Origin of the sequence: Stieleria tagensis, from assembly GCF_024129865.1 — a bacterium.
Classification (GTDB): domain Bacteria; phylum Planctomycetota; class Planctomycetia; order Pirellulales; family Pirellulaceae; genus Stieleria; species Stieleria tagensis.
Window position 1 is genome coordinate 1 of the sequence record NZ_JAMYFE010000008.1, and the last position, 18,859, is coordinate 18,859.

At 57.0% G+C, this 18,859-nt stretch carries 16 protein-coding genes; 5 read left to right on the forward strand and 11 right to left on the reverse strand.

Annotation, left to right across the window (positions count from 1 at the left end; genetic code table 11):
* Nucleotides 1-148 precede the first annotated feature (148 nt).
* The 6 genes from NHH03_RS00480 to NHH03_RS00505 form a co-directional block, all read right to left on the reverse strand.
* The gene (locus tag NHH03_RS00480; RefSeq protein WP_253153660.1) at nucleotides 149-1,204 is read right to left on the reverse strand and encodes a ThuA domain-containing protein; all 1,056 of its coding nucleotides are present in this window, start codon (nucleotides 1,202-1,204) and stop codon (nucleotides 149-151) included.
* A gap of 83 nt (nucleotides 1,205-1,287) precedes the next feature.
* Nucleotides 1,288-3,288: a S1C family serine protease gene (locus tag NHH03_RS00485; RefSeq protein ID WP_253153661.1), complete on the reverse strand. Its 2,001-nt coding sequence runs from the start codon at nucleotides 3,286-3,288 to the stop codon at nucleotides 1,288-1,290.
* Nucleotides 3,289-3,300: 12 nt separating this feature from the next.
* The gene (locus NHH03_RS00490; RefSeq protein ID WP_390895474.1) at nucleotides 3,301-4,401 is read right to left on the reverse strand and encodes a S1C family serine protease; all 1,101 of its coding nucleotides are present in this window, start codon (nucleotides 4,399-4,401) and stop codon (nucleotides 3,301-3,303) included.
* Complete coding sequence (locus NHH03_RS28490; protein ID WP_449338860.1) at nucleotides 4,398-6,146, reverse strand: S1C family serine protease; 1,749 nt, start codon at nucleotides 6,144-6,146, stop codon at nucleotides 4,398-4,400. The genes NHH03_RS00490 and NHH03_RS28490 overlap by 4 nt, the downstream gene beginning before the upstream one ends.
* Before the next feature lie 119 nt (nucleotides 6,147-6,265).
* Nucleotides 6,266-7,444: an NPCBM/NEW2 domain-containing protein gene (locus NHH03_RS00500; protein ID WP_253153663.1), complete on the reverse strand. Its 1,179-nt coding sequence runs from the start codon at nucleotides 7,442-7,444 to the stop codon at nucleotides 6,266-6,268.
* 257 nt (nucleotides 7,445-7,701) lie between these two features.
* Complete coding sequence (locus tag NHH03_RS00505) at nucleotides 7,702-7,911, reverse strand: hypothetical protein (protein ID WP_253153664.1); 210 nt, start codon at nucleotides 7,909-7,911, stop codon at nucleotides 7,702-7,704.
* Between the two features lie 456 nt (nucleotides 7,912-8,367).
* Here NHH03_RS00505 and NHH03_RS00510 point away from each other — a divergent pair, with 456 nt between their 5' ends.
* From NHH03_RS00510 to NHH03_RS00530, 5 genes are all read left to right on the forward strand, one after another.
* Nucleotides 8,368-8,772, forward strand: coding sequence for a hypothetical protein (locus NHH03_RS00510; protein WP_253153665.1), 405 nt, complete (start codon nucleotides 8,368-8,370; stop codon nucleotides 8,770-8,772).
* Nucleotides 8,773-9,116: 344 nt separating this feature from the next.
* A complete protein-coding gene (locus NHH03_RS00515) occupies nucleotides 9,117-9,362 on the forward strand; it encodes a hypothetical protein (protein ID WP_253153667.1) in 246 nt (81 codons plus the stop codon).
* A 5-nt stretch (nucleotides 9,363-9,367) separates the two neighbouring features.
* On the forward strand, nucleotides 9,368-10,270 hold the full coding sequence (gene xerC, locus NHH03_RS00520) for a tyrosine recombinase XerC (protein ID WP_253153668.1): 903 nt from the start codon (nucleotides 9,368-9,370) through the stop codon (nucleotides 10,268-10,270).
* Nucleotides 10,271-10,969: 699 nt separating this feature from the next.
* On the forward strand, nucleotides 10,970-12,046 hold the full coding sequence (locus NHH03_RS00525; RefSeq protein ID WP_253153669.1) for a DUF1559 domain-containing protein: 1,077 nt from the start codon (nucleotides 10,970-10,972) through the stop codon (nucleotides 12,044-12,046).
* A 1-nt stretch (nucleotide 12,047) separates the two neighbouring features.
* Nucleotides 12,048-12,491 (forward strand): carboxypeptidase regulatory-like domain-containing protein, encoded by a 444-nt coding sequence (locus NHH03_RS00530; protein WP_253153670.1) that lies wholly within the window; start codon nucleotides 12,048-12,050, stop codon nucleotides 12,489-12,491.
* Nucleotides 12,492-12,723: 232 nt separating this feature from the next.
* Here NHH03_RS00530 and NHH03_RS00535 read toward each other — a convergent pair whose 3' ends face one another.
* The 5 genes from NHH03_RS00535 to NHH03_RS00555 form a co-directional block, all read right to left on the reverse strand.
* Nucleotides 12,724-15,114, reverse strand: coding sequence for a hypothetical protein (locus NHH03_RS00535; RefSeq protein WP_253153671.1), 2,391 nt, complete (start codon nucleotides 15,112-15,114; stop codon nucleotides 12,724-12,726).
* Between the two features lie 50 nt (nucleotides 15,115-15,164).
* Nucleotides 15,165-16,076, reverse strand: a complete 912-nt coding sequence (locus NHH03_RS00540; RefSeq protein ID WP_253153672.1) for a hypothetical protein — start codon at nucleotides 16,074-16,076, stop codon at nucleotides 15,165-15,167.
* 62 nt (nucleotides 16,077-16,138) lie between these two features.
* Nucleotides 16,139-17,536 (reverse strand): glutamate decarboxylase, encoded by a 1,398-nt coding sequence (locus tag NHH03_RS00545; protein WP_253153674.1) that lies wholly within the window; start codon nucleotides 17,534-17,536, stop codon nucleotides 16,139-16,141.
* Nucleotides 17,537-17,550: 14 nt separating this feature from the next.
* Nucleotides 17,551-17,781 carry a hypothetical protein gene (locus NHH03_RS00550; RefSeq protein ID WP_253153676.1) on the reverse strand — a complete coding sequence of 77 codons (231 nt, stop codon included), beginning with the start codon at nucleotides 17,779-17,781 and terminating at the stop codon, nucleotides 17,551-17,553.
* Between the two features lie 9 nt (nucleotides 17,782-17,790).
* Nucleotides 17,791-18,780, reverse strand: coding sequence for a D-2-hydroxyacid dehydrogenase (locus NHH03_RS00555; RefSeq protein WP_253153677.1), 990 nt, complete (start codon nucleotides 18,778-18,780; stop codon nucleotides 17,791-17,793).
* Nucleotides 18,781-18,859 lie beyond the last annotated feature (79 nt).

Consider the following 18,859-nt stretch of genomic DNA (forward strand, 5'->3'; position numbering starts at 1 on the left):
GCGGGAGAGTACAGAGATCGAAGCGGCAAATCGCTGAGTCGTTTGGGTTGAAGAGGCTGTTTAGCGCAACTTCAAAACTGACGCGTCGGGTTTTGGGACAAACCAATGTCTCACGCAGTCACGCGACGTGAAAACACGTCTGGATGCTTTAGCGAGGCATGTCTCGATAGGGCCAATCGGGGCTGCCGCTCGGATCGTTGCGATGCGGCGACTTGCCCAATCCGAAATCACTGGGCTGAAGATTGAGCGTTTTGTAGTACCCTTTCTCGCGGACAAATCCGAAGAAGGTCGGATAGAACGGATCAACAAACGAGACATCGGCTTTGGCCGGAACCGCTTTTCCTTGCAAGTGATAAACCGCGTTCACAATCATTCGTCGCAAGTCTTCGTTGACAAAATCGACACTCGATCCGGCCGTCGTGCAAAACGACTGGCCGTTGGTTCCTGCGGGCGACTGGTAGGGATGCAACCAAACAAACGGTTGCATCGGATCATTCAATTCTCCGGCAACATTTGGCGATTCGGGATCAAGAGATTCCGTCACCGCGGCGCGCATCAACACGGTGTCCTGGTCGGTCAAGTGTTTGACACCGTAGACGTCGGTGGGAACGAATACATTGGTTACGGAATTTAGAATGGGGTGATCTTGTTGGCCATCGACCACCACGCCGCGTGCCCCCTGCACCTTGTGTTTGCCATGGTGATTGACCCATTCTTCGCCCAAGATTTTCAACCCAAATTTCCCAAAGGGTAGGTCGTCGCCGAACATGCCGTCGCCGGTGAACGAATGGGTGGAGGTGCGTATTCCGATCAGCGGCTTGCCGGCATTGATGAAACCGGTGACATGAACCGCTTGCGTTTCATCGGGTCGGCGAAACCGAGTTCCGATGATCATCAAGTCCGCGTCATCAAGTGCCTGCCAGCCACGAATCCCGGACTGGTTATTGGGGTCGATGTAGCTGCCGTCGTCTGACAAAGCAAACAACACGGTGCAATCAAATCCGTGTCGCACGCTCAAGATTTTCGCCAACATCGGCATGGTTTCTTCGCTGCGATACTCTTCGTCACCGGCGACCAATACCACCTTTCCCTTGGACTCTCCGGTCGCAGGAAAGTGTAGCGATTCGGCATCGGCCGCCGTCGTTTGGCGGGCGACCAAGGCAAACAGGGTTAGAAGCAAAGTGTATGTGATGCGATGGATCATGGTTTCAACTCGATGAAGAATGCGGTGCCGTCGCAACGGCACCAAGACGATTAAAAGATCGAATGGACAGCTACCGACGGATATCAGATCGTTTGCAGCAAACGGACCCAACGCAGCAGATCGGAAGGTTCAATTTTACCCCCCAGACTGATTGGATAGCCCGCCGATTTCAGTGGCGCCAACCAAGTCGGTCCGTCATCCAACGACTCAATCGGCAACAAAATTTCCAAGGACCGATCGGGTTCGTTTTCTCGTAGCCGCACGGCCGGCGGTTTGGTCTTGGCTGAGACGGCGATGCCAGAAAAATTCTTGCGGTCCGAAAGCGCAATCGCAACCACCATCGAATCGGCGGCCGATGCCGAGGCATCATCCAGTGCACCACCGGCGGCGACCGCTGTCACGGCAATGGGAACACGCTGGGACATCAGCGTCGCCATCCGCGAAACCACATCGATTTCGTTTTGTTGCCAACGCGAATCCTCTTCGCTGCACACCGCACAGACAACCACTCCGTGACGGCTGGCAACTTCCTGCCATGTTTTCAACGCCTGTTCCGGGTCGCGTTGGTCCGGCGGCAATAGCAACATCAACATTGCCAATCCCGGTCGGCTGTCGGTTTGATCTGGTTTAGGCGCAACGTAAGCGGCCAGATTGCCAACATCAGGTAAGCGCAGCTTCAACACATCCCATTGGTCTTCGGTGGTCTGATCAGCCCACTGCTTGATGGTCTCGGGCAACGCCGGACCGGCGACCGACGTCGGCGTGAGTTTCACCTGTTCGGTCTGCCCCTGTCGCTTGATCGTGACGGTGAGCTCTGCATCGGGCACCGCGGTGATCATCAATCGACTGAGCGTCGCCAGATCGGTGATCTCGGTTTGATTGATTTTCTGGATCTCGTCCTCGGGCTGCAGTTTGTCGACAGCGGCGGTTCCAGGCACCACGCCGCGGACGACCACAGGAACCGTCGTGGCATCGTCTGCTTCATCATCCGATTGCTCTGCTGCTGGGGCATCCTGAGCAACCCAAACCCCTAACCGTTGTGGTTGCAGCGGGGGAATGGTTTCCGCCAGCGTGACCGAGACGTTGCGTCGTTGGCTGTCACGTTCCAATTCTAATTCGATCGTCTCTCCGGCGTCATAAGGCCCCAGTGCCTGTTTGATTTCTTGAAACATTGTCACCGGTTGGCCGGCCACCGACTTCACCGTGTCGCCCGGTTGAATGCCAGCCTGTTCGGCGGGGGAGCGGGAACGAACCGCCGCCAGTTCGGTGTCCGCGGCGTAAGGGTCCTTCGACTTGGGAACGATCCCGATCAACCCTTTGCGGATATCGGTCCCCTCACGCAGCCGCTGTAGCTTGGTTTGCAGGACGGGTGTGGGGACCGCAAAGGCGATTCCCGAGTCGTACCAACTGGTATCGTCGGGCGCACCGCCGTCGGCAACGGCCGGCACCAGAATTCCGATCGCATTGCCGTACAGATCGATCAAGGGGCCACCATAAAAGGAAGGTGAAACGCGAGCATCGCTCTGCAGCATCGTGCCTTCTAGTCGGCCGGTTGCGCTTAAGATGCCACTGCTGACCATCGGCGATCGGTCACTGCCATAGCGTCCCACCGCGACCACGGTTGCACCAACGGGCGTTTGGACCGATTCGGGCAAGGTCAACGGAATCAATGAATGATCCGTTTCAATGCGCAACATCACCAGCCCACGGTGATGATCGCGGGCGACGACTTTGGCAGCCAATCGAGTTTCATCCGCCAACACCACCAAAATGCTTGCTGCGGGACGTCGCACCACAATGTCCGACGCGATCACGTAGCCATCGGCATCGACAATCACGCCACAGGACGAAGCATCTCGTGCGACTTCGCTGCGTTGTTGGCCACGGGCGGCCGACTGTGAAACCCCGACCACTTCGATCGAAACCACCGATGGCAACACTCGCTGGGCGGCAGTGCGAACGGCTTCCGCCAGGGCGCTGCGATAGGGCACGGTTTCCGACTGGGCCAGCGCCCGACCGGCCGGTGACAGCGTCCCCACGGTCATCAACGTCCACAGGATCGCTCTGAAAAAAAACTTCGCCACGCGACGGTACTCCTAGGGTTCCAAGCGAATCGGCAGGATTTCGCTCTCGCGTTGAATGGTGATCGAAACGGCATCGCGACGATCGATTCGACGCAGCAAATCCGTCAGCATTTTTTGGTCCGCGACGCGTTGCCCCTCAACCAACAAAATCAAATCGTCAGGACGCAGGTCTGCTCTGGCCGCCGGCCGACCTGGTGGCACTGCGTCCACATAGGCCGGCGTTGATTCCAAAACATCTGGCACCAACACCAGCCCCAGCGTCGTAAGGTTGTGTGACTGGTCACGCTTGAGCAACGGATTCTCTTCTTTGGCGGCCGTGGTGGCACGACCGGCGATGATGTCGCCGATCGCGACCCGCAGGGCATCAATCGGCAAAGCATAATTCAGCCACACGCCGGTGCCGCTATCGCGCAGTTCCTTTCCTAGCATGCCAACCAATCGACCTTGGGAATCCGCCACCGCACCGCCGGCGGCGCCAGGATTGTTGGCGATCAAATCCAAAATCAAAACTTTGCCTCGGTAGGGCGTCCTGAACGTGCCCCGCCGAGCGTCCAGGTTGGTCACACCGGCAATCATCCCTTGCATCACACTGGCCGGTTCATTTCCAGTTGCAATTCCAAACAGATTGCTGACCGCCAACACCGGATCGCCCCATTGCGCATCAAGCTGTTTGGCGACCTCGAAATAGGGCAGGTCCGAGGCATCGATTTTCAGCACGGCTAATTCCAACGATGGTTCGATGCCGATGATCTTGGATTCAAATCGCCGGCCATCATCGAGCACCACGATCGGTTCGACATCCAACACGTAACTCCACGCCGTTGCCACATGGCCTTCTGGTGAAACTAGAAATCCACTCTGGTAGGGCTCCAATCCTTGCATGCCACCGGCGCCATAGATTTTCACCACCCGTTGTTGGATGTCATGGGCGCCGGGCGCGGCCGAACGACCTGGTGGCCGCTTTGATGACGACTGATCCGTCGACGACTGGGCCACCACCGACTGAGTTAGCAAACCGGCTGTCACCAGCACACAACCTAACTGAAAAGTGGCGGTTTGCATTGCATTGCCACATTGATGCGAAAGCAATTGGATTCGTCTGAACGGGTTCACTCGGCTGACTCCTTGCGTTCCCAGTTCGTGACATCGAACTGGACCAATGTGTCGATTCCATAACGCAGTTCCATGCCAGCGATTTTGCCATCCTGGTGCCGAATCCAAAGCTCGGCGGGATCCGAATCACGATCGGCAACGACTTCGATACATTCCAGCAGTCCCGTGTCGGGATGCATCAACCAGCGAACTTCCATGCCACCGTACAGCGCGACCATGCAGTCACGCAGCGGGCGTTGGCCTCCCAGTGGCATCGTTCCTTGATAGTAGGATTCGCCAAACTGTTTTGGCCCCCGTTCCAACATCGTTCGCCATGCATCAAGCGCCGGCACAATGCCAAGGATCGAATCCGAATCAACCGCTTCGAACAGTTCGCCGCGGCCGCTTGCCTGTAGTGACGTTTCGCCGATCACCATCGCGTACTGATCGTCGGCGACCCGCACCTCAAGCTCGGTTCCTTCGGCGGTTTTGCCGGTGATGACCCACTGTGCCGTCTCGTCGGCTGCTCCACCGGGAAACTGCCCGCGCAGTGAATCAATGAAGCGGTCCTGCTGGCGCAAGTTGAAGAAGTAATTTGCGTACCCGCGCCGCTCGACAAACATGTCCGCAACGACTTTGGGGATCGCTTGTGCGGCCGGTCCGTGCGGCGAGGGTCCGTGCGGCGAGGGTCCGTGCGGTGATTTGTCGGGATGCGGTGGCGTCTCTGGCTGGTCTGGCTGCAGCGGTTCGCCTGGACCACCTTCCTTGGGCGATTCATCTCCCTCTGAATCCTCCTCCGGCTCATCGGGCACCGGCGGGGGCGGTGGCAATGCCGACGACATCTTCGCCAGCAATTCATCCTGCCCATGCACGCTGTTCAAACGGATCTGCACGCGAGTTGTTTTGCCTCGATCACGAAACATCACGTCAACACGCCAACCGCTGGGAAGCGTCCCCAGTACATTTTGAACATCATTGGCCGTGGTCACCGGCCGGCCGTCGATTTCCAGAATTTCGGCGTTGTAGCGCAGGCCGCGTCGATAGGCGTCACTGGATTCCAAAATATTACTGACCACGGCCCCGCCGTCTGGATCAGTCGCCACGGTGGCCCCCAACGTCGCGTGGTCGACGATTCGGCCACTACGCAGGTAGCCTAAAAAGTTCTTGGCTTGATTGATTGAAATCGCGTATCCGACGCCAACATTCACGCGGCCCCGTTTTTCAAACGAACAGCGTCCGACGATCCCCAGCAGTTCCCCGTCGGCGTTGTAGATCGGCCCGCCGGAGTTACCGGGATTGATGGACGCATCGGTTTGCAAGCAGTCGGCATACTCCAGCAAGGTGCCCGATGGGTATTGGTACCGACCGACCCCGCTGAGGATTCCCCAGGTCACCGTCGGTTGTAGATTGGTCGCCAATAGAAACGGATTGCCAATCACCATGCACCAGTCGCCGGGACGAGCTCGCAAACTATCCGCGAACGTTGCAAATGGAAAATCATCTCGGCCGAGCAAGCGGATCATGGCCAGGTCACCGACCGGATCCAATCCGACCAGGACGGCATCATAGACCCGACCGTCGCTCAGGCCACAACGCATGAAACTGCCGGCCGGGCTGGTCACGTGAAAATTGGTCAGCGCGTATCCGTCGGGAGAAATCAGCACGCCACTGCCGCCGCCACCGCCGCCGGGAACGAACACACTAACCGCACTGGGGCGCGCACGATCGATCGCAGCGACTCGGGCCTGTTCGGCCAATTGCAACATCGGATCCAACTGAATCGGATCAGCGGCAACGACGGATCGACAACAGACCAGCGATAGCCCGCCGACCGAAAGTAGCGATAGCCCGCTAAAAACGATCCGCGACAGACATGATTTCAGGCTCACTTGATCAACCTTGGTTTCGAGAATCGGACCTGGTCACCGACATCACCATCGTCACCGGGCAAGACTTCCAGACGGACGCGGCGGGCATTGGCAACAGGAATACGGAATCCCATCGGCGTCGAATCAGCAAGCGTCTGTTCCCACTGGACCTGGTCATCGACCAGGATCTTGATCAACACGGCTCCACCCACGTCCACTCCTTGGTCGCGTCCCACACTGCCGGCCAGCGTCTCGAACCCGGCGCCGACACGATACTCCACCGACCCACCGGCGGATGTCACCAGGTCTTCGCCGTCGGCATGCGGCCCGAACCAATCGGCGATCAGCTTGGTCGGCACCTTGGTGCTCAAGTAAGGCGTCATCTCCGATTCGGCCGGCGACTCTGACGAGAGCATCACGCGACCACCGGCCCAAGTGATCGATCGGATTTGATCCATTTTGATCTGATGCGTGACCTGGCCGGGCAACCGAATTTCGATCGCTTCGACAGACTCACTGGGTTCCAATCGCGATGACAAAAACACCGAACCATAAATGTCCGTGACCTTGACCGGCGGCGAAGTGTTGGCGGCGGCCGTGGAGCGAAACACGACACCTTCCAAACGCGCCAACGGGGCTTCGATTTTGTCTCCGTCCAATTCAAACAACAGTTTGTCATTGTCCAATCCGACAACCACACCTCCAATCGGATCCAATTGGTCGTTGTCGCGGCGGATCACCATCACATCGTTGCGATGATCTTTTTCGACCAAACCCAACCACTGCGGATCGGTTGCCGCCGTCCCGGGTCGAAATCGAATCGATCGGACTTGATCAACCGGCATCGCGATCACAGACTGCCGCCGCGGTTCGATTTGAATCGTCCCCTCGTCCCAACTCAGTTGCTGTGCGGCGATCGACGACCCGTTCGACAGAGCGACGTGTATCACCGGGCCGCCATTCGATTCGGCGGTGGCGACCGGTCGCAGCGACAACAGGTTGTCGATCGCGACTTGCTGTGGCGTTGAATCGGATTCAATTTCAATCGCCTGGTCGGTCACCCCCACCCAATTCCCTTCGATTTGTTGACCGGAAACGGTTTGGACCTTTACCACCACCGATCCGGCGGGAGCCGCGGCAAAGACACCGGCGAGCACAATCGACCAGAGGGTGGCGAACAACGGATGAACGATCATGCGGAACTGTTAGACCCAGGGTGCAACGGACAGGTAGTTGGAAACACGTCAGTCCAGACGGTTCCATCGCTACAGTTTATCACACCTCCGCCGACAAGCGGATCACCTGGACGATCCGATTGGTCCGCCGGGACAAAGCCCCCGTTGGTGGCGCACAAAAAAAGTGCCGCCAATCGCTTGGCGACACTTTCATTGCACGGTATTTCCATGGCGCTGTCAATTTTTCGCAGCCACAGGCGGCGAATCGGTCACCCCAATTACGGGGTTTCCTCGACAGGGGTTTCGCCAACGGGGGTTTCCGAGACGGCGGTCGTGTTTCCAGTGGTGTTGCTGCTTTCCGTCGCACTGGTTTCGCTTACCGATTCGGTTTCAACCGGCGCCGGCGGCTTGGGGGGTTCACATCCCAGTGAAACGACCATCAAACCGGCTGCGATCGTACCAACTGCAAATTTTGAAACTGATTTCATTTTGATTTCTCCACACGGATTCCGAGTTAAGGCGGGGCCTTGCAAACCAAACCATCCATTGCGATGGCGGCTGCGAGACGGATCGATTCAGTCAAGAGACAGATTCGATTGAGGGACTCCATTCTTTGCTGACAAAGCAAAGAACGCTATCCCTGAAGAGGGCAGAATTCGGTTGCGAGATGGGAATGGCGTCAAATTAACCATCGGCGACGCAATAATCGGTACGAACAGACCGTCTGAATGCGATTTCAGTCGAACTCCCGGGCACTGCACTCATACCACCGTGGAAGATTCGCCGATCTTTTGCATCAGGCGTTCGAGACCGTCGATGCCAAACATTACGTCGTGTCACTCCCGCTGCGAGCTTTCAATTCGGAAGAAATCGAGCATCCGCCCCTCCGCGAGCCCCCTCTAAGCTAGACGGTCTCGTTCGTCCACGAACCTTTTGGAATACCCATGAATTCGAACCTGACCAACTGGCTGCTCGGACTCGCTTTTGCAGCCCTGAGCTCGGCCCTGCTGTGCGGATCAGCCGCGGCACAGTTTCCGTTCGAAGACTTTGAGGAACCCGATCCGTTCGCCGCGAAACCGCAAGCCGAACCAGTGGATCCCTTTGCCGGCCCGCGTTTGAATGACTCACTTTCGAGCTCCTCTGACTACGCTGCCAGCAAACCGACGGTCGCCGAATTACGTATGGCACGGGCTCAGTACCGATCTCAACAACGAACCGAGCGTTTGGAACGAAACCTGTGGGCCGGCTACGAACCGCTACGTCCGAATTGGAATCCGATTCCGATGATGAGCAGCCGCTATCCCTATCGCGCCACCCGCTACGTCCCGGTTTACGTTTACCCACGTTGATCTGGTCGCCGCCGAAAGATCGCCACTGAATCGCCCAGGCAGCTTCTGCCTGGGCTTTTTTTGTAGGCCAGGTGCAACCCGGCGATTCGTGACTTGCGCCAGGTTGCACCGGGCCTATTGATCGGAGTTGAACGGTTGTGCGGCATGGTGTGGTCCGGGAACCACTGGCACTTCTAGCGACAGCGACATCCACACCGTGTACTGCAACCGCATCCGCCTAAACGCCTCTCATCGGCGGCTTTACGGGATGCCGATATCCCCAGTGTCGGGAGGAACCGAAACCGGTTTCGTCTCGATCCTTTTCTAATACGTGAACTCCGTCGAATCCTGGGCCGCTGACGAATATGGACAAAGAGATAAACGTGTTGGCCTTGGTCAAAGGCGAAGAGAAATTCATTTTCCTATTCGATGACGCCAATCGCGACCAAACACTCCGCCAACTCGCTCGCTACGCAGCCAATCCGGAACTCGACTTTTCCTGGTACGACGCCGCCATGCTCAGTCGCAAGATCCGCGACGCTGTACCAGTTGATGACGATGTCTTGATCGATAGCGAATTGGACAACTTATCGCTCGAGGACTTTCATTGAGCAGCATGAACTCTGCGATCGCCCAATTCCTGCGGTACATGGTGACCGAGCGCAATGCATCGGAATTGACAATTAAATCGTATCGCGAAGACCTGTTTAGCTTCGTCGATTGGTTGCAAACAACGCGTGGCAGCGTGCCTCAGCCCGACACGCTGTCGCCCCAGGATCTACGTGCCTTTCAAGCGGCATTGCAGGCTGCCGATTACGCCCGCACCAGCATCGCACGGAAATTGGCGGCGCTGCGTAGTTTCTATAAATTTGCGATGCGCGAAGGCATTGCGACCAGCAATCCGGCCAAACCGCTGCGGAATCCTCGCCGCCAACGCACGCTACCACACGTGCTAAGTGACACCGAGATCGGCAGCCTATTGATTGCCCCCCCGGGCGATAAAGTCGACGGGCTGCGCGACCGTGCAATCTTGGAAACCATGTACTCGGCCGGGCTGCGTGTCAGCGAACTGGTGGGCCTACAGGATGGTGACATCGACGCCGACCAACAGATCGTGCGGGTCCGCGGCAAAGGCCGAAAGGAACGCATCAGCCCGCTCGGTTCGTTTGCCGTCAAAGCGATCGCGGCCTACGCCACCCGGCGGCAGCGAAGTGACAAATCCAATGCAATGGGGCGCCAGGCACCGGTGTTCGTCAACCGCTTTGGCAATCAACTGACCACACGCAGCATCGGCCGAATGCTGGAAAAACACCTGGCAGTCGCAGGGCTCGATGCCCGCACCAGCCCCCACACGCTGCGGCATTCGTTCGCAACGCATCTATTGGACCGCGGTGCGGATATCCGCAGCGTGCAAGAACTGCTCGGTCACAAAAGTCTAGCCACGACACAGATCTACACGCACGTCAGCGCCGCCAGCTTGCGCCAAGTCTACGAACGAGCGCACCCGCGCGCCAATTGAATCGCATTGCGTTCTAGCGCATCAGGCATTGGTTCTTGGTTACCCGACCTGTCAAGCAGTCTCCACAGCGGCACGCGCAGGTGCCACAACCGGGGAAAACCGTGTGGCAAAGCTCTTGATTCTGGTTACCGTCGCTTTCCGCCAACGGCGTAAAGATGGGATTGGGTGCAGGCGATTCTCCCAATGGGTGGCACCCGAAGCTGCACGGCCTTGGGGGGCAGACGAGTGAATTGCAAAAGCACTGGCTTCAAAACTCACGCGTCGGGTTGTGAGGACAATCGCAACCTCACACGTTGCGTCAACCGCAGCGCAGGACAGGAGCCGTCGGCTAGCCGCCAGGAAATCCGGGTCCAAGTGCATGGTTTGTAAGCGATCAAGGCACGAGGAACGGGCAGAACGTGTACCGCTGTGCGCAAATCGTGTGCGCATTTCGTAGCGCCGGACACGAGCAACCGCAAGTTTCCAAAAAAGTTACGGAGTTCTTTTCGTTTCCGATGAAGTTTCCGATTCCCTTTAAGGTCGCTTAGAACGAAATCGCCAACCTTCAGTCCAATTCGACCAGGGGCTTTCGACCGCACCACCTGACGCGGGCCAACATTGGCCCGCTGCATGCAAACGAGGACGTTTCGAAGACGCGAGCTCATGTGAGCCCCCCGCGAACGAACTTCCGAATTCAGCATTACAGGTTTAAGAATCGAAATGAAACGTTACACGCAACGTCGCCCGCAGCCGTTGCCACGGCTTGCTTTTACTTTGGTCGAACTGCTTGTCGTGATTGCGATCATCGGCATCATGGTCGGCTTGTTGTTACCGGCCGTGCAGTCGGCCCGCGAAGCAGCCCGTCGTATGCAGTGCTCCAATAACTTGAAGCAGATCGGTCTTGCGATCCACAACTACCACGACACGTTCCGCCAGATTCCGGCAAACCAAGGCTTTAGTCACACCCACGACGGTAGCGAACCTTGGGTTTCGGGCCCCTCGTGGCTGACCGTGATTTTGCCCCAGCTGGAACAGGGAGCAGCTTTTGACCAGATGGTGTTCGAAGGCACCGATTTTGCCGACAACACGACCGTTCCCAACCGCAACTGGGAAGTGATGTCGAAACTTGTCGTGCCAACGTACAGTTGCCCTTCCAGTGCGCTGGAAGAGCAACGTTATCAAAAAGCCAGCGCCGCGACGGTGGCACTCGGTGCTCCGGAAGAGTATCCGATTCAAATTCCGGACTATGTTGCCGGTGTCGGCTACTACAACCCGCCAGGGCAAAACACGTTCTCCTGGGATCGCTACTATGCCGACCGGGCGACTTGGTCATGGGGATGGTTGCAGGACGACGGATTCCTGTCGATCATCAACAACAAGTTCAAGAAACGCCGCTTTGCCAGCGTCCTGGATGGTCTTAGCAACACCCTAGCGGTCGGCGAACACGGATCGTTCCTCTACCACTTTGATGGCACACAAGAAGACTCACGCCCCGGTCGCGGCCCCGGCGGTGCTTGGGCGGCTCGCCCGAGTTACTACGAGTGGGGTGCGTACTACGGCATGACGGCCAACGTCACCGTCCCTCGCTATCCCAACAACAGCCTGTTCTCAGGCAACTGGACGCAAAACATGGAACACACGTTACACAACGGGTTCCGTTCTCAGCACGTCGGCGGCGTGCAGTTTGTGATGGGTGATGGATCGGTTCGATTCATCACCGACAGTATCGATTTTGACAATGTCTTTACCGCGCTCAATGGCCGAGCAGACCACTACGTATTCGAACAGGAGCTGTAACATGAAGTTTCCAACACTCAACCAGATGCGGCTTCCAGCCTGGCATCACGCGATTTGTGCAACCACCGCTTTGACCCTTTTCAGCCTGACCGGCTGTGGCCCATCTGGCCCTCCACTGGGACAGATCAAAGGCACGTTGACCATGGACGGACAACCGGTGAAAAACGGCAGCATTGAATTCATCCCCGAAGGCGGCGGCCGCCCCTCGTTGGCACTGACCAACGAAGACGGGCAATACGAAGTGTATTACCTGCCAAACGTTCCGGGAGCATTGACCGGCAAACATCGAATCCGCTTCGAAATTGCGAAAGCAAAACCCGGTGACCCAGGATTGGTACGCCCCAAACGCAATGGGAAAAGCGTCGGTGTCACACTCGAACCGAGCATCGTCGATGTGGCCTCGGGCGACAACGAAGTCAACTTCAAAATCGTTGATGCAACCTAGTTGCATTTCGATCGCGATCCCCAGACAACGCACCTCTACAACGCATTGACGTTAGAGGTGCGTTTTTTTTTGACTTGATCCGTGCTGGACACAGCACCGTTCGAACAAGAATCCGGTCGGATAAATCCTCCACACCAACGCCGTGCAATCGCCAGTGACCGCTCGGAGTTCACGCTTTTGGGTGGCCAGCCACAGTCAACTTGTACAGACCCACACTCGAGTTTTCACAGCGCTAGCGCAACAGTGATTCGAGATAGCTTCGTAGCGGCGGCTCGCAAAGTTGGTACAGCGTGCCAGAACGTTTCGAATCATCGGTCGTGACATAGGTGTGAGCGATTCGCAGCAATCCTTTCAAACGCCCGTCTTTGACGCGGATCAGCAATCCCTCCAACTCGTCCCGGTCGATCGCCGAGAGCGATGCAACGGTTTGTTGAATGGATTGATGTCCGGTCGCGGGCAACAACGTTGCACAATCTTGCTGAAATGCCTCGGGCGTCAACTTTTCTAACGCTCGGGCGGCAAAGGCGCGTTTGGCGTCTTGGCCGATCAAGTCCAACAAAAACGCGATCGCCGCATTTCCGATCGGTCCGACATCTGGATCAACCGCCAGTTCGGCGATCACTTGACCGCTGAATTGGCCCCGTTTTAACGCGACTAAACAACCCTCGCGAATGATCTGAATCGGCCATTCCTCTTGGGGAAACACAAGCGATGCCTGTTGCAGAACCAACTTGGCACCATAGTCGACCAACAACGCTTGCCAGGAACCGAGATTCACGCTGTCCAACGGAATCGAGAACGACTGCTCCTGCTGATCGTTGATGATGGAGGCAAGCACCGCGTCGGGCAGCGCTAACAATCCTTGATCCACAAGCTTTTTCAGACTCCGATAATGATCGATGGGGGGCGGCTGGTCACTGCCCAGATGGTCATGAACCTGCTGAATCACGGGTCCAGAAAGAAAGTACGACACCAACGAAGACACCGGGTGATCTAGCGAGTAGGCGTCGGGTTTGTCGGCGGTGGATTGTTGGACGTCTTGCGTGGCTTGCCTGAACAGGTCCGATCCGATCCGCAACGCCATCGCACCCTGACATTCACCGATTGCACCACTGTCACAATCGATACGAATCCGGGTGTCGGGATGACGCTGATCCCAGAATTGCAAACTGTCATCTTCCAATCGATGCCGCAACTGCTGCTTTGTCGAAAACAGCAACCAGTCGTGAGGCGTTGCGATCCATTGATGCACCAACTGGGGCTCATCGGCCTCACGGTCACTGGATAGTTTGCCGTGAAAGTTGAACCGATAGGTTCGTTCCGGATCCTCGGCCGCCCCCAGCAGGGTCGAGATCCGAACTTGACCATCCAAATTTCGCGTCCGCAGCAGCAATTTATCAGTGTGACCCGAGGCAGAAATCAGCAACTGTTTTTGATCGATCAGCAACTGCATTCCCGCGACCCAATCTCCGTCGCGTTTCAGCTGGGTCTGGAGCACGATGCCCTGTAACGACGCCGTCGCCTGAACTTTCCATTTGTCGTCGACCAGAATTTCAAATTGAACATCGTCGCCGCGACGATAACAGTCCGCGAGCCATTGACGGGCGCGTAGAAGCGTGGACCCGACGACATCCAGCGGCTGATCGATTGTCGGCAACGCTTCCGATTCTGTCACATCCACCGTCAGCGTCCCGGATGCCGCATCGTAAGCGACACGAGACTTGGAAAATCGACCGGACTGCCACAACAGCGACGTCAAACGATGCTGGGTTTCCTGGCGGTATATTTCTCCAGAAGCGATCTGTAAATAGTCCAACATCGCTTGTTCACTGTTGTGCGTTAGCGATTCAAACACGATGGATTGGATACGACTCGGTTCGCCCTCATCAATCAAGTCAATGATCAATGCCACTGTCTGTGTGTCGTCATCAATTTCGGTCGATACATTGATCTCTGCGGCCGGGAACCCGATTTCGGTGAGCGCTAGTTTGACCTGCTTGACCAACCCATCATGGGACCGTTCCAGTGAATCAAAGCGAACGCCTTCGCCCTGTTGCCAGACCGGATTGACCAGATCACTCGGCTCGCCAGACTCGGTCACCCACTGCGTCACCGTTTCGCCGGCGACACTGATGAACGATGGAAACGTGCCTGCTTTAGCGAACGGCTTGGTCAGCCGCTCAGTCAGCCGTTGGCGGTCGACGGAAACGGCATGTTTGATCTGTAGATCACCGTATCGGTAGCGATCACCTTCATCGATCAGACACTGCAACCCTTGCCCGTCGTCGCCGCGAGTCACATCCAGGAAAACGTTTCGAAAACCGGCGTTGCGGTAACCACGGCGCAGCAATTCGACGAGGGTTCCGGGCAATGCGTCCGGATCATTTTTGGGATGATTTGCGATCCAGAATTCCGTCCGCCCCCGCAACGCCTTGCGCAGCTCTGTCGTCGAAAAAGTCTGATTGCCTTGGAACTGGATTTCGGACAACCGAATCGGTTGGCCGCCGCCGTCGTCCGCTGCTCGGACACGGCCGCTAGTGCCCTGTGTCAACGCGGCGATCATCACAGCGATCATCATGGCGATCAACACCATTGCCCTCTCACAGACGACGGATCGAAACATCGCTCACCTCCCTTGTGAAAACAAACAGTGAATCATCACGGCCAAGTTTATCAGTGATTCGAAGCATTGGGGGGCCCAGCGTTCTGCGTCGATTCAATCTGCATCAGCAGCGCGCCCCCGAAAAAACCAATCGCGCCGATCAATGTGAACAGCAGCGCCAGACGGGCCAATTCGTTGTGCGAATCGCCAGGCAAGAACAGAGCGCATGCGGCGGAAATCATGAATCCGACACACCCGATCAGGTTGATGAAGGCGACGCACCAGCCGATCTGACGCGGATGCCAACCCCAGTGGGCATGACAGACTTCGATGAACGCCAAGTATCCGGAAACCAGAAACAAAACCGACCCGACCAAATTGGGGACCCAGACCAACAGATCGCTTTGGAACCAGTCCAATGACGGCAGCATGGCGTCAAAGGTGTTGACATTAAACAGCAGCGTGCCGATGAACTGCAACACACAACTGATCCAACCGATGTCACCAGGTCGCCAGCCAAATACATGCCTCCGCCGCGGTTTCGGCAGACTCTGTGATGGCGTGGCCCTGGGCGGATCCGCTGCGTTAGCGGCCTGGAACAGTTGTAAATAAGCCGCGCTGGTGAACGGAATCGAACCGATGAAAAACAGTCGATTGATGGCCCCGGGGTTGATTTGCCATTGGCTGGCAATCGATGGCAGCAACGACAGTGAACTAGCCGCAGCAAAGCACAGCGCGCCAACGGCAAATAGAAAACCGATCCACCAATTCAAGTGTTGCGGCATCCATAACCAACGCCATCCGCTGACCAACTCACGCTGGAATGATCCCGTGCCGAGCGTGCCGGATTCCTCGGGAACGCGAAGCCCCTTGCGGTGATGGCGCGAACTCCAGATCTGTCTCGCACCATCAACCCCGGCCATCACACGTTGGGTGACAAACGGCCAGGGGCCTTTGGATTCGACACAATGGATAGGATTCACAAGACGACTGCGGCTAAAACAAAGCGGCTATCACAACGAACACCAATTCACCGCTCGGGTGCTTAGTGATGGAATCCCGATGCTTCCGAATCCGTCAGCGGGCGACTGACGGGATGCTGTTTGAAATAGTCCAATGCTTGTTGAATATCATTGACCAGCATCGTCCCCAGATCGCGGCTGACACCGTGCCGCACCAATGCGCGTTGAATCACCGTCTGCTGGCAATCGGCTGGCAATGAATACGCCGGCACTTGCCAACCGCGACAGCGCAGTCGATCGGCCAGATCATACAACGTGAATCCTGGATCCACATCGTCCTTGAACTTCCAACACACCGCTGGAATCCCCGTCCCGGTCTCGCCGCCGTAGATGATTTCGAAAGGCCCCAGCGCGCTGATCTGCTGGGCGATGTATTGAGCGGTTTCGTAACAGGCCAAATGCAGTTTGCGATAACCGTCTTTGCCCAGTCGCAGAAAGTTGTAGTACTGGCAGGCGATCTGTCCGCCGGGGCGAGAAAAATTCAAGGCGATGTCGCGCATGTTTCCTCCCAGGTAATTCACCCAAAACACCAAATCCTCAGGCAAATCCTGCGATTCACGCCAGATCACCCAGCCGACGCCTAACGGGCTGAGCCCGAATTTGTGGCCCGAGGTGTTGATCGATTTGACGCGTGGAATGCGAAAGTCCCACAACAAATCGGCAGCGCAAAAGGGTGCCAGAAAACCACCGCTGGCCGCGTCGACGTGCATGCGGATGTCGATTCCGGTGCGGGACTGCAGATCGTCCAACGCCTCGGCCACCGCCTGCACCGGTTCATACTGGCACACAAACGTCACGCCCAATGTTGGGACCACACCGATGGTGTTTTCATCACATCGATTCAGTACTTCTTGTGGCGACATCAACAACCGATCGGATGCCATCGGAATCTCGCGCAGTTCGATATCCCAGTAGCGGGCAAACTTGTGCCAACAGACTTGCACCGGTCCGGTGATCAAATTCGGTTTGTCGATCGGTTTGCCAGCGGCCTTGCGTCGCGCTTCCCAATCACGTTTCATCGCCATCCCGCCCAGCATCGCCGCCTCGCTGGAGCCGCTGGTCGAACAGCCCACCGTATTGGCGGACTCTGGGGCATTCCACAGATCCGCCAGCATGTGCACGCAGCGCGATTCGATTTCAGCGGTCTGTGGATATTCGTCTTTGTCGACCACATTTTTGAACATGCACTCATCCATCAGTTGGTGCAGTTCGGGCTCCGCCCAGGTCTGGCAGAACGTGGCCAGGTTTTGCCTTGAATTCCCATCCAACATCAGTTCGTCGTGCACGACCGAATAGGCATGACGTGGCGGGCGTTCCTGCCGGGGAAACTTGTACTTGGGCATGGCGACCGACAGATCGCTTGATGCGTAAACCTCTTCTTCCATCTGGCGGCCGATGGATTGTTTTTCGTGCAGTGGCATCGTGTTTTCCGGGTTCAGCGGGCGGTGTCTTGGCGAATTGATGGTGGGCCCGTACTGGCCGGGGGCGGTTCTGCGGTGGCGTCGTTGCGGTTGGTTTCGATTGCCATTCCGGATTTGCGGTACAGACGATTGAATTCTTCGATGAACGATCCTTTCTTCAGTCGCGGCAACCGCAGCGGACCGACTGGTTTTTCATCGCGATAAATGACGGCATCGCAGGGCGTCGCGGCTCGATTGCTACTCATCGTGAGATCTCAGCTAACTTGATCGGGGCGATAGACCGCCGACGGATGAGGAAACCCGAGTCGTTTGTCGACTCGGTTGTAAACCGTTTGGCCCGACTGATACCGTTTCAAATTGATGGCCACCAGATCGGTTGTGTCACTCACCCGCCGACTGGACTGGGCACCCACATGTGGCGAGATCATGACTTTGGGGTCGTCCCACAGGCGACTGTCGACCGGCAACGGTTCGATCTCCGTCACGTCCAACCCGGCACCGGCCAACTGTCCACTGGCAAGCGCATCGCACAACGCGGTCTCCTGAACCACTCCGCCACGCGCCACGTTGATCAGATAGGCACCGCGTCGCATTTGTCCGAACGCCTCCGGCCCAAACAACCCCCGCGTGCTGGTGTTTAGCGGCAGCGTCAGGATCACCACATCACTTTGCCCAAGCAGATCGTGCAATTGGTTCGCCGGTAACAACTCGGACACTTCGCTGGGTCGATCAACCGGGTAATAGTCGGTCGCGATGATGCGAACGTCCCAGGGAGCCAACATTCGGGCGATCGCACGACCGTTTCCGCCCAGGCCGACGATCCCGACCGTTTTGCCGCGCAGATCATCGGTCGGCAAACGGACGAATTGCCGTTTGGTTTGGGCTCGAAAGAACAACGGTGCACTGCGAATCACACCAAACAATAGTGAAAATGTTTGCTCGGCGACTTGCGGTGCGAACAATCCCGACGCACTACTGACAACGATTTCGTCCGATTCAATCACCCCGGGGACAAGGCAATGGTCCAGCCCTGCGGCGGACGATTGGATCCAACGCAACCTGCCGGCCTGTAGAACGCGGTCCCAATTCACGGGGACTTTGGCATGGCCGATAAAAATCTCCGCCGTCGGCAACAGTTCGTCGATCTTTTCCTGGCCTGCATTGACGACTTCATAGTCCGGCGCGGCGGCTTGGATTTGCGCGATGTGTTTTTCGTTGACGGGATAGCAAAGAACGATGCGCATATGCGTTACTGAACCTAAAAAACGGGGGACGTCTCCACGCGATGCCGGAGCCCCATTCTGGGCGGGCTTGCCTGTTTGC

Bases quoted from the DNA above. Each gene is read 5' to 3' on its own strand.
- NHH03_RS00515 (WP_253153667.1), top strand. From the start codon at position 9,117: ATGGACAAAGAGATAAACGTGTTGGCCTTGGTCAAAGGCGAAGAGAAA.
- NHH03_RS28490 (WP_449338860.1), bottom strand. From the start codon at position 6,146: ATGTTGCAATTGGCCGAACAGGCCCGAGTCGCTGCGATCGATCGTGCG.
- NHH03_RS00530 (WP_253153670.1), top strand. From the start codon at position 12,048: ATGAAGTTTCCAACACTCAACCAGATGCGGCTTCCAGCCTGGCATCAC.
- NHH03_RS00535 (WP_253153671.1), bottom strand. From the start codon at position 15,114: ATGTTTCGATCCGTCGTCTGTGAGAGGGCAATGGTGTTGATCGCCATG.
- NHH03_RS00500 (WP_253153663.1), bottom strand. From the start codon at position 7,444: ATGATCGTTCATCCGTTGTTCGCCACCCTCTGGTCGATTGTGCTCGCC.
- NHH03_RS00545 (WP_253153674.1), bottom strand. From the start codon at position 17,536: ATGCCACTGCACGAAAAACAATCCATCGGCCGCCAGATGGAAGAAGAG.
- NHH03_RS00510 (WP_253153665.1), top strand. From the start codon at position 8,368: ATGAATTCGAACCTGACCAACTGGCTGCTCGGACTCGCTTTTGCAGCC.
- NHH03_RS00555 (WP_253153677.1), bottom strand. From the start codon at position 18,780: ATGCGCATCGTTCTTTGCTATCCCGTCAACGAAAAACACATCGCGCAA.
- NHH03_RS00480 (WP_253153660.1), bottom strand. From the start codon at position 1,204: ATGATCCATCGCATCACATACACTTTGCTTCTAACCCTGTTTGCCTTG.
- NHH03_RS00550 (WP_253153676.1), bottom strand. From the start codon at position 17,781: ATGAGTAGCAATCGAGCCGCGACGCCCTGCGATGCCGTCATTTATCGC.
- NHH03_RS00525 (WP_253153669.1), top strand. From the start codon at position 10,970: ATGAAACGTTACACGCAACGTCGCCCGCAGCCGTTGCCACGGCTTGCT.
- xerC (WP_253153668.1), top strand. From the start codon at position 9,368: ATGAACTCTGCGATCGCCCAATTCCTGCGGTACATGGTGACCGAGCGC.
- NHH03_RS00505 (WP_253153664.1), bottom strand. From the start codon at position 7,911: ATGAAATCAGTTTCAAAATTTGCAGTTGGTACGATCGCAGCCGGTTTG.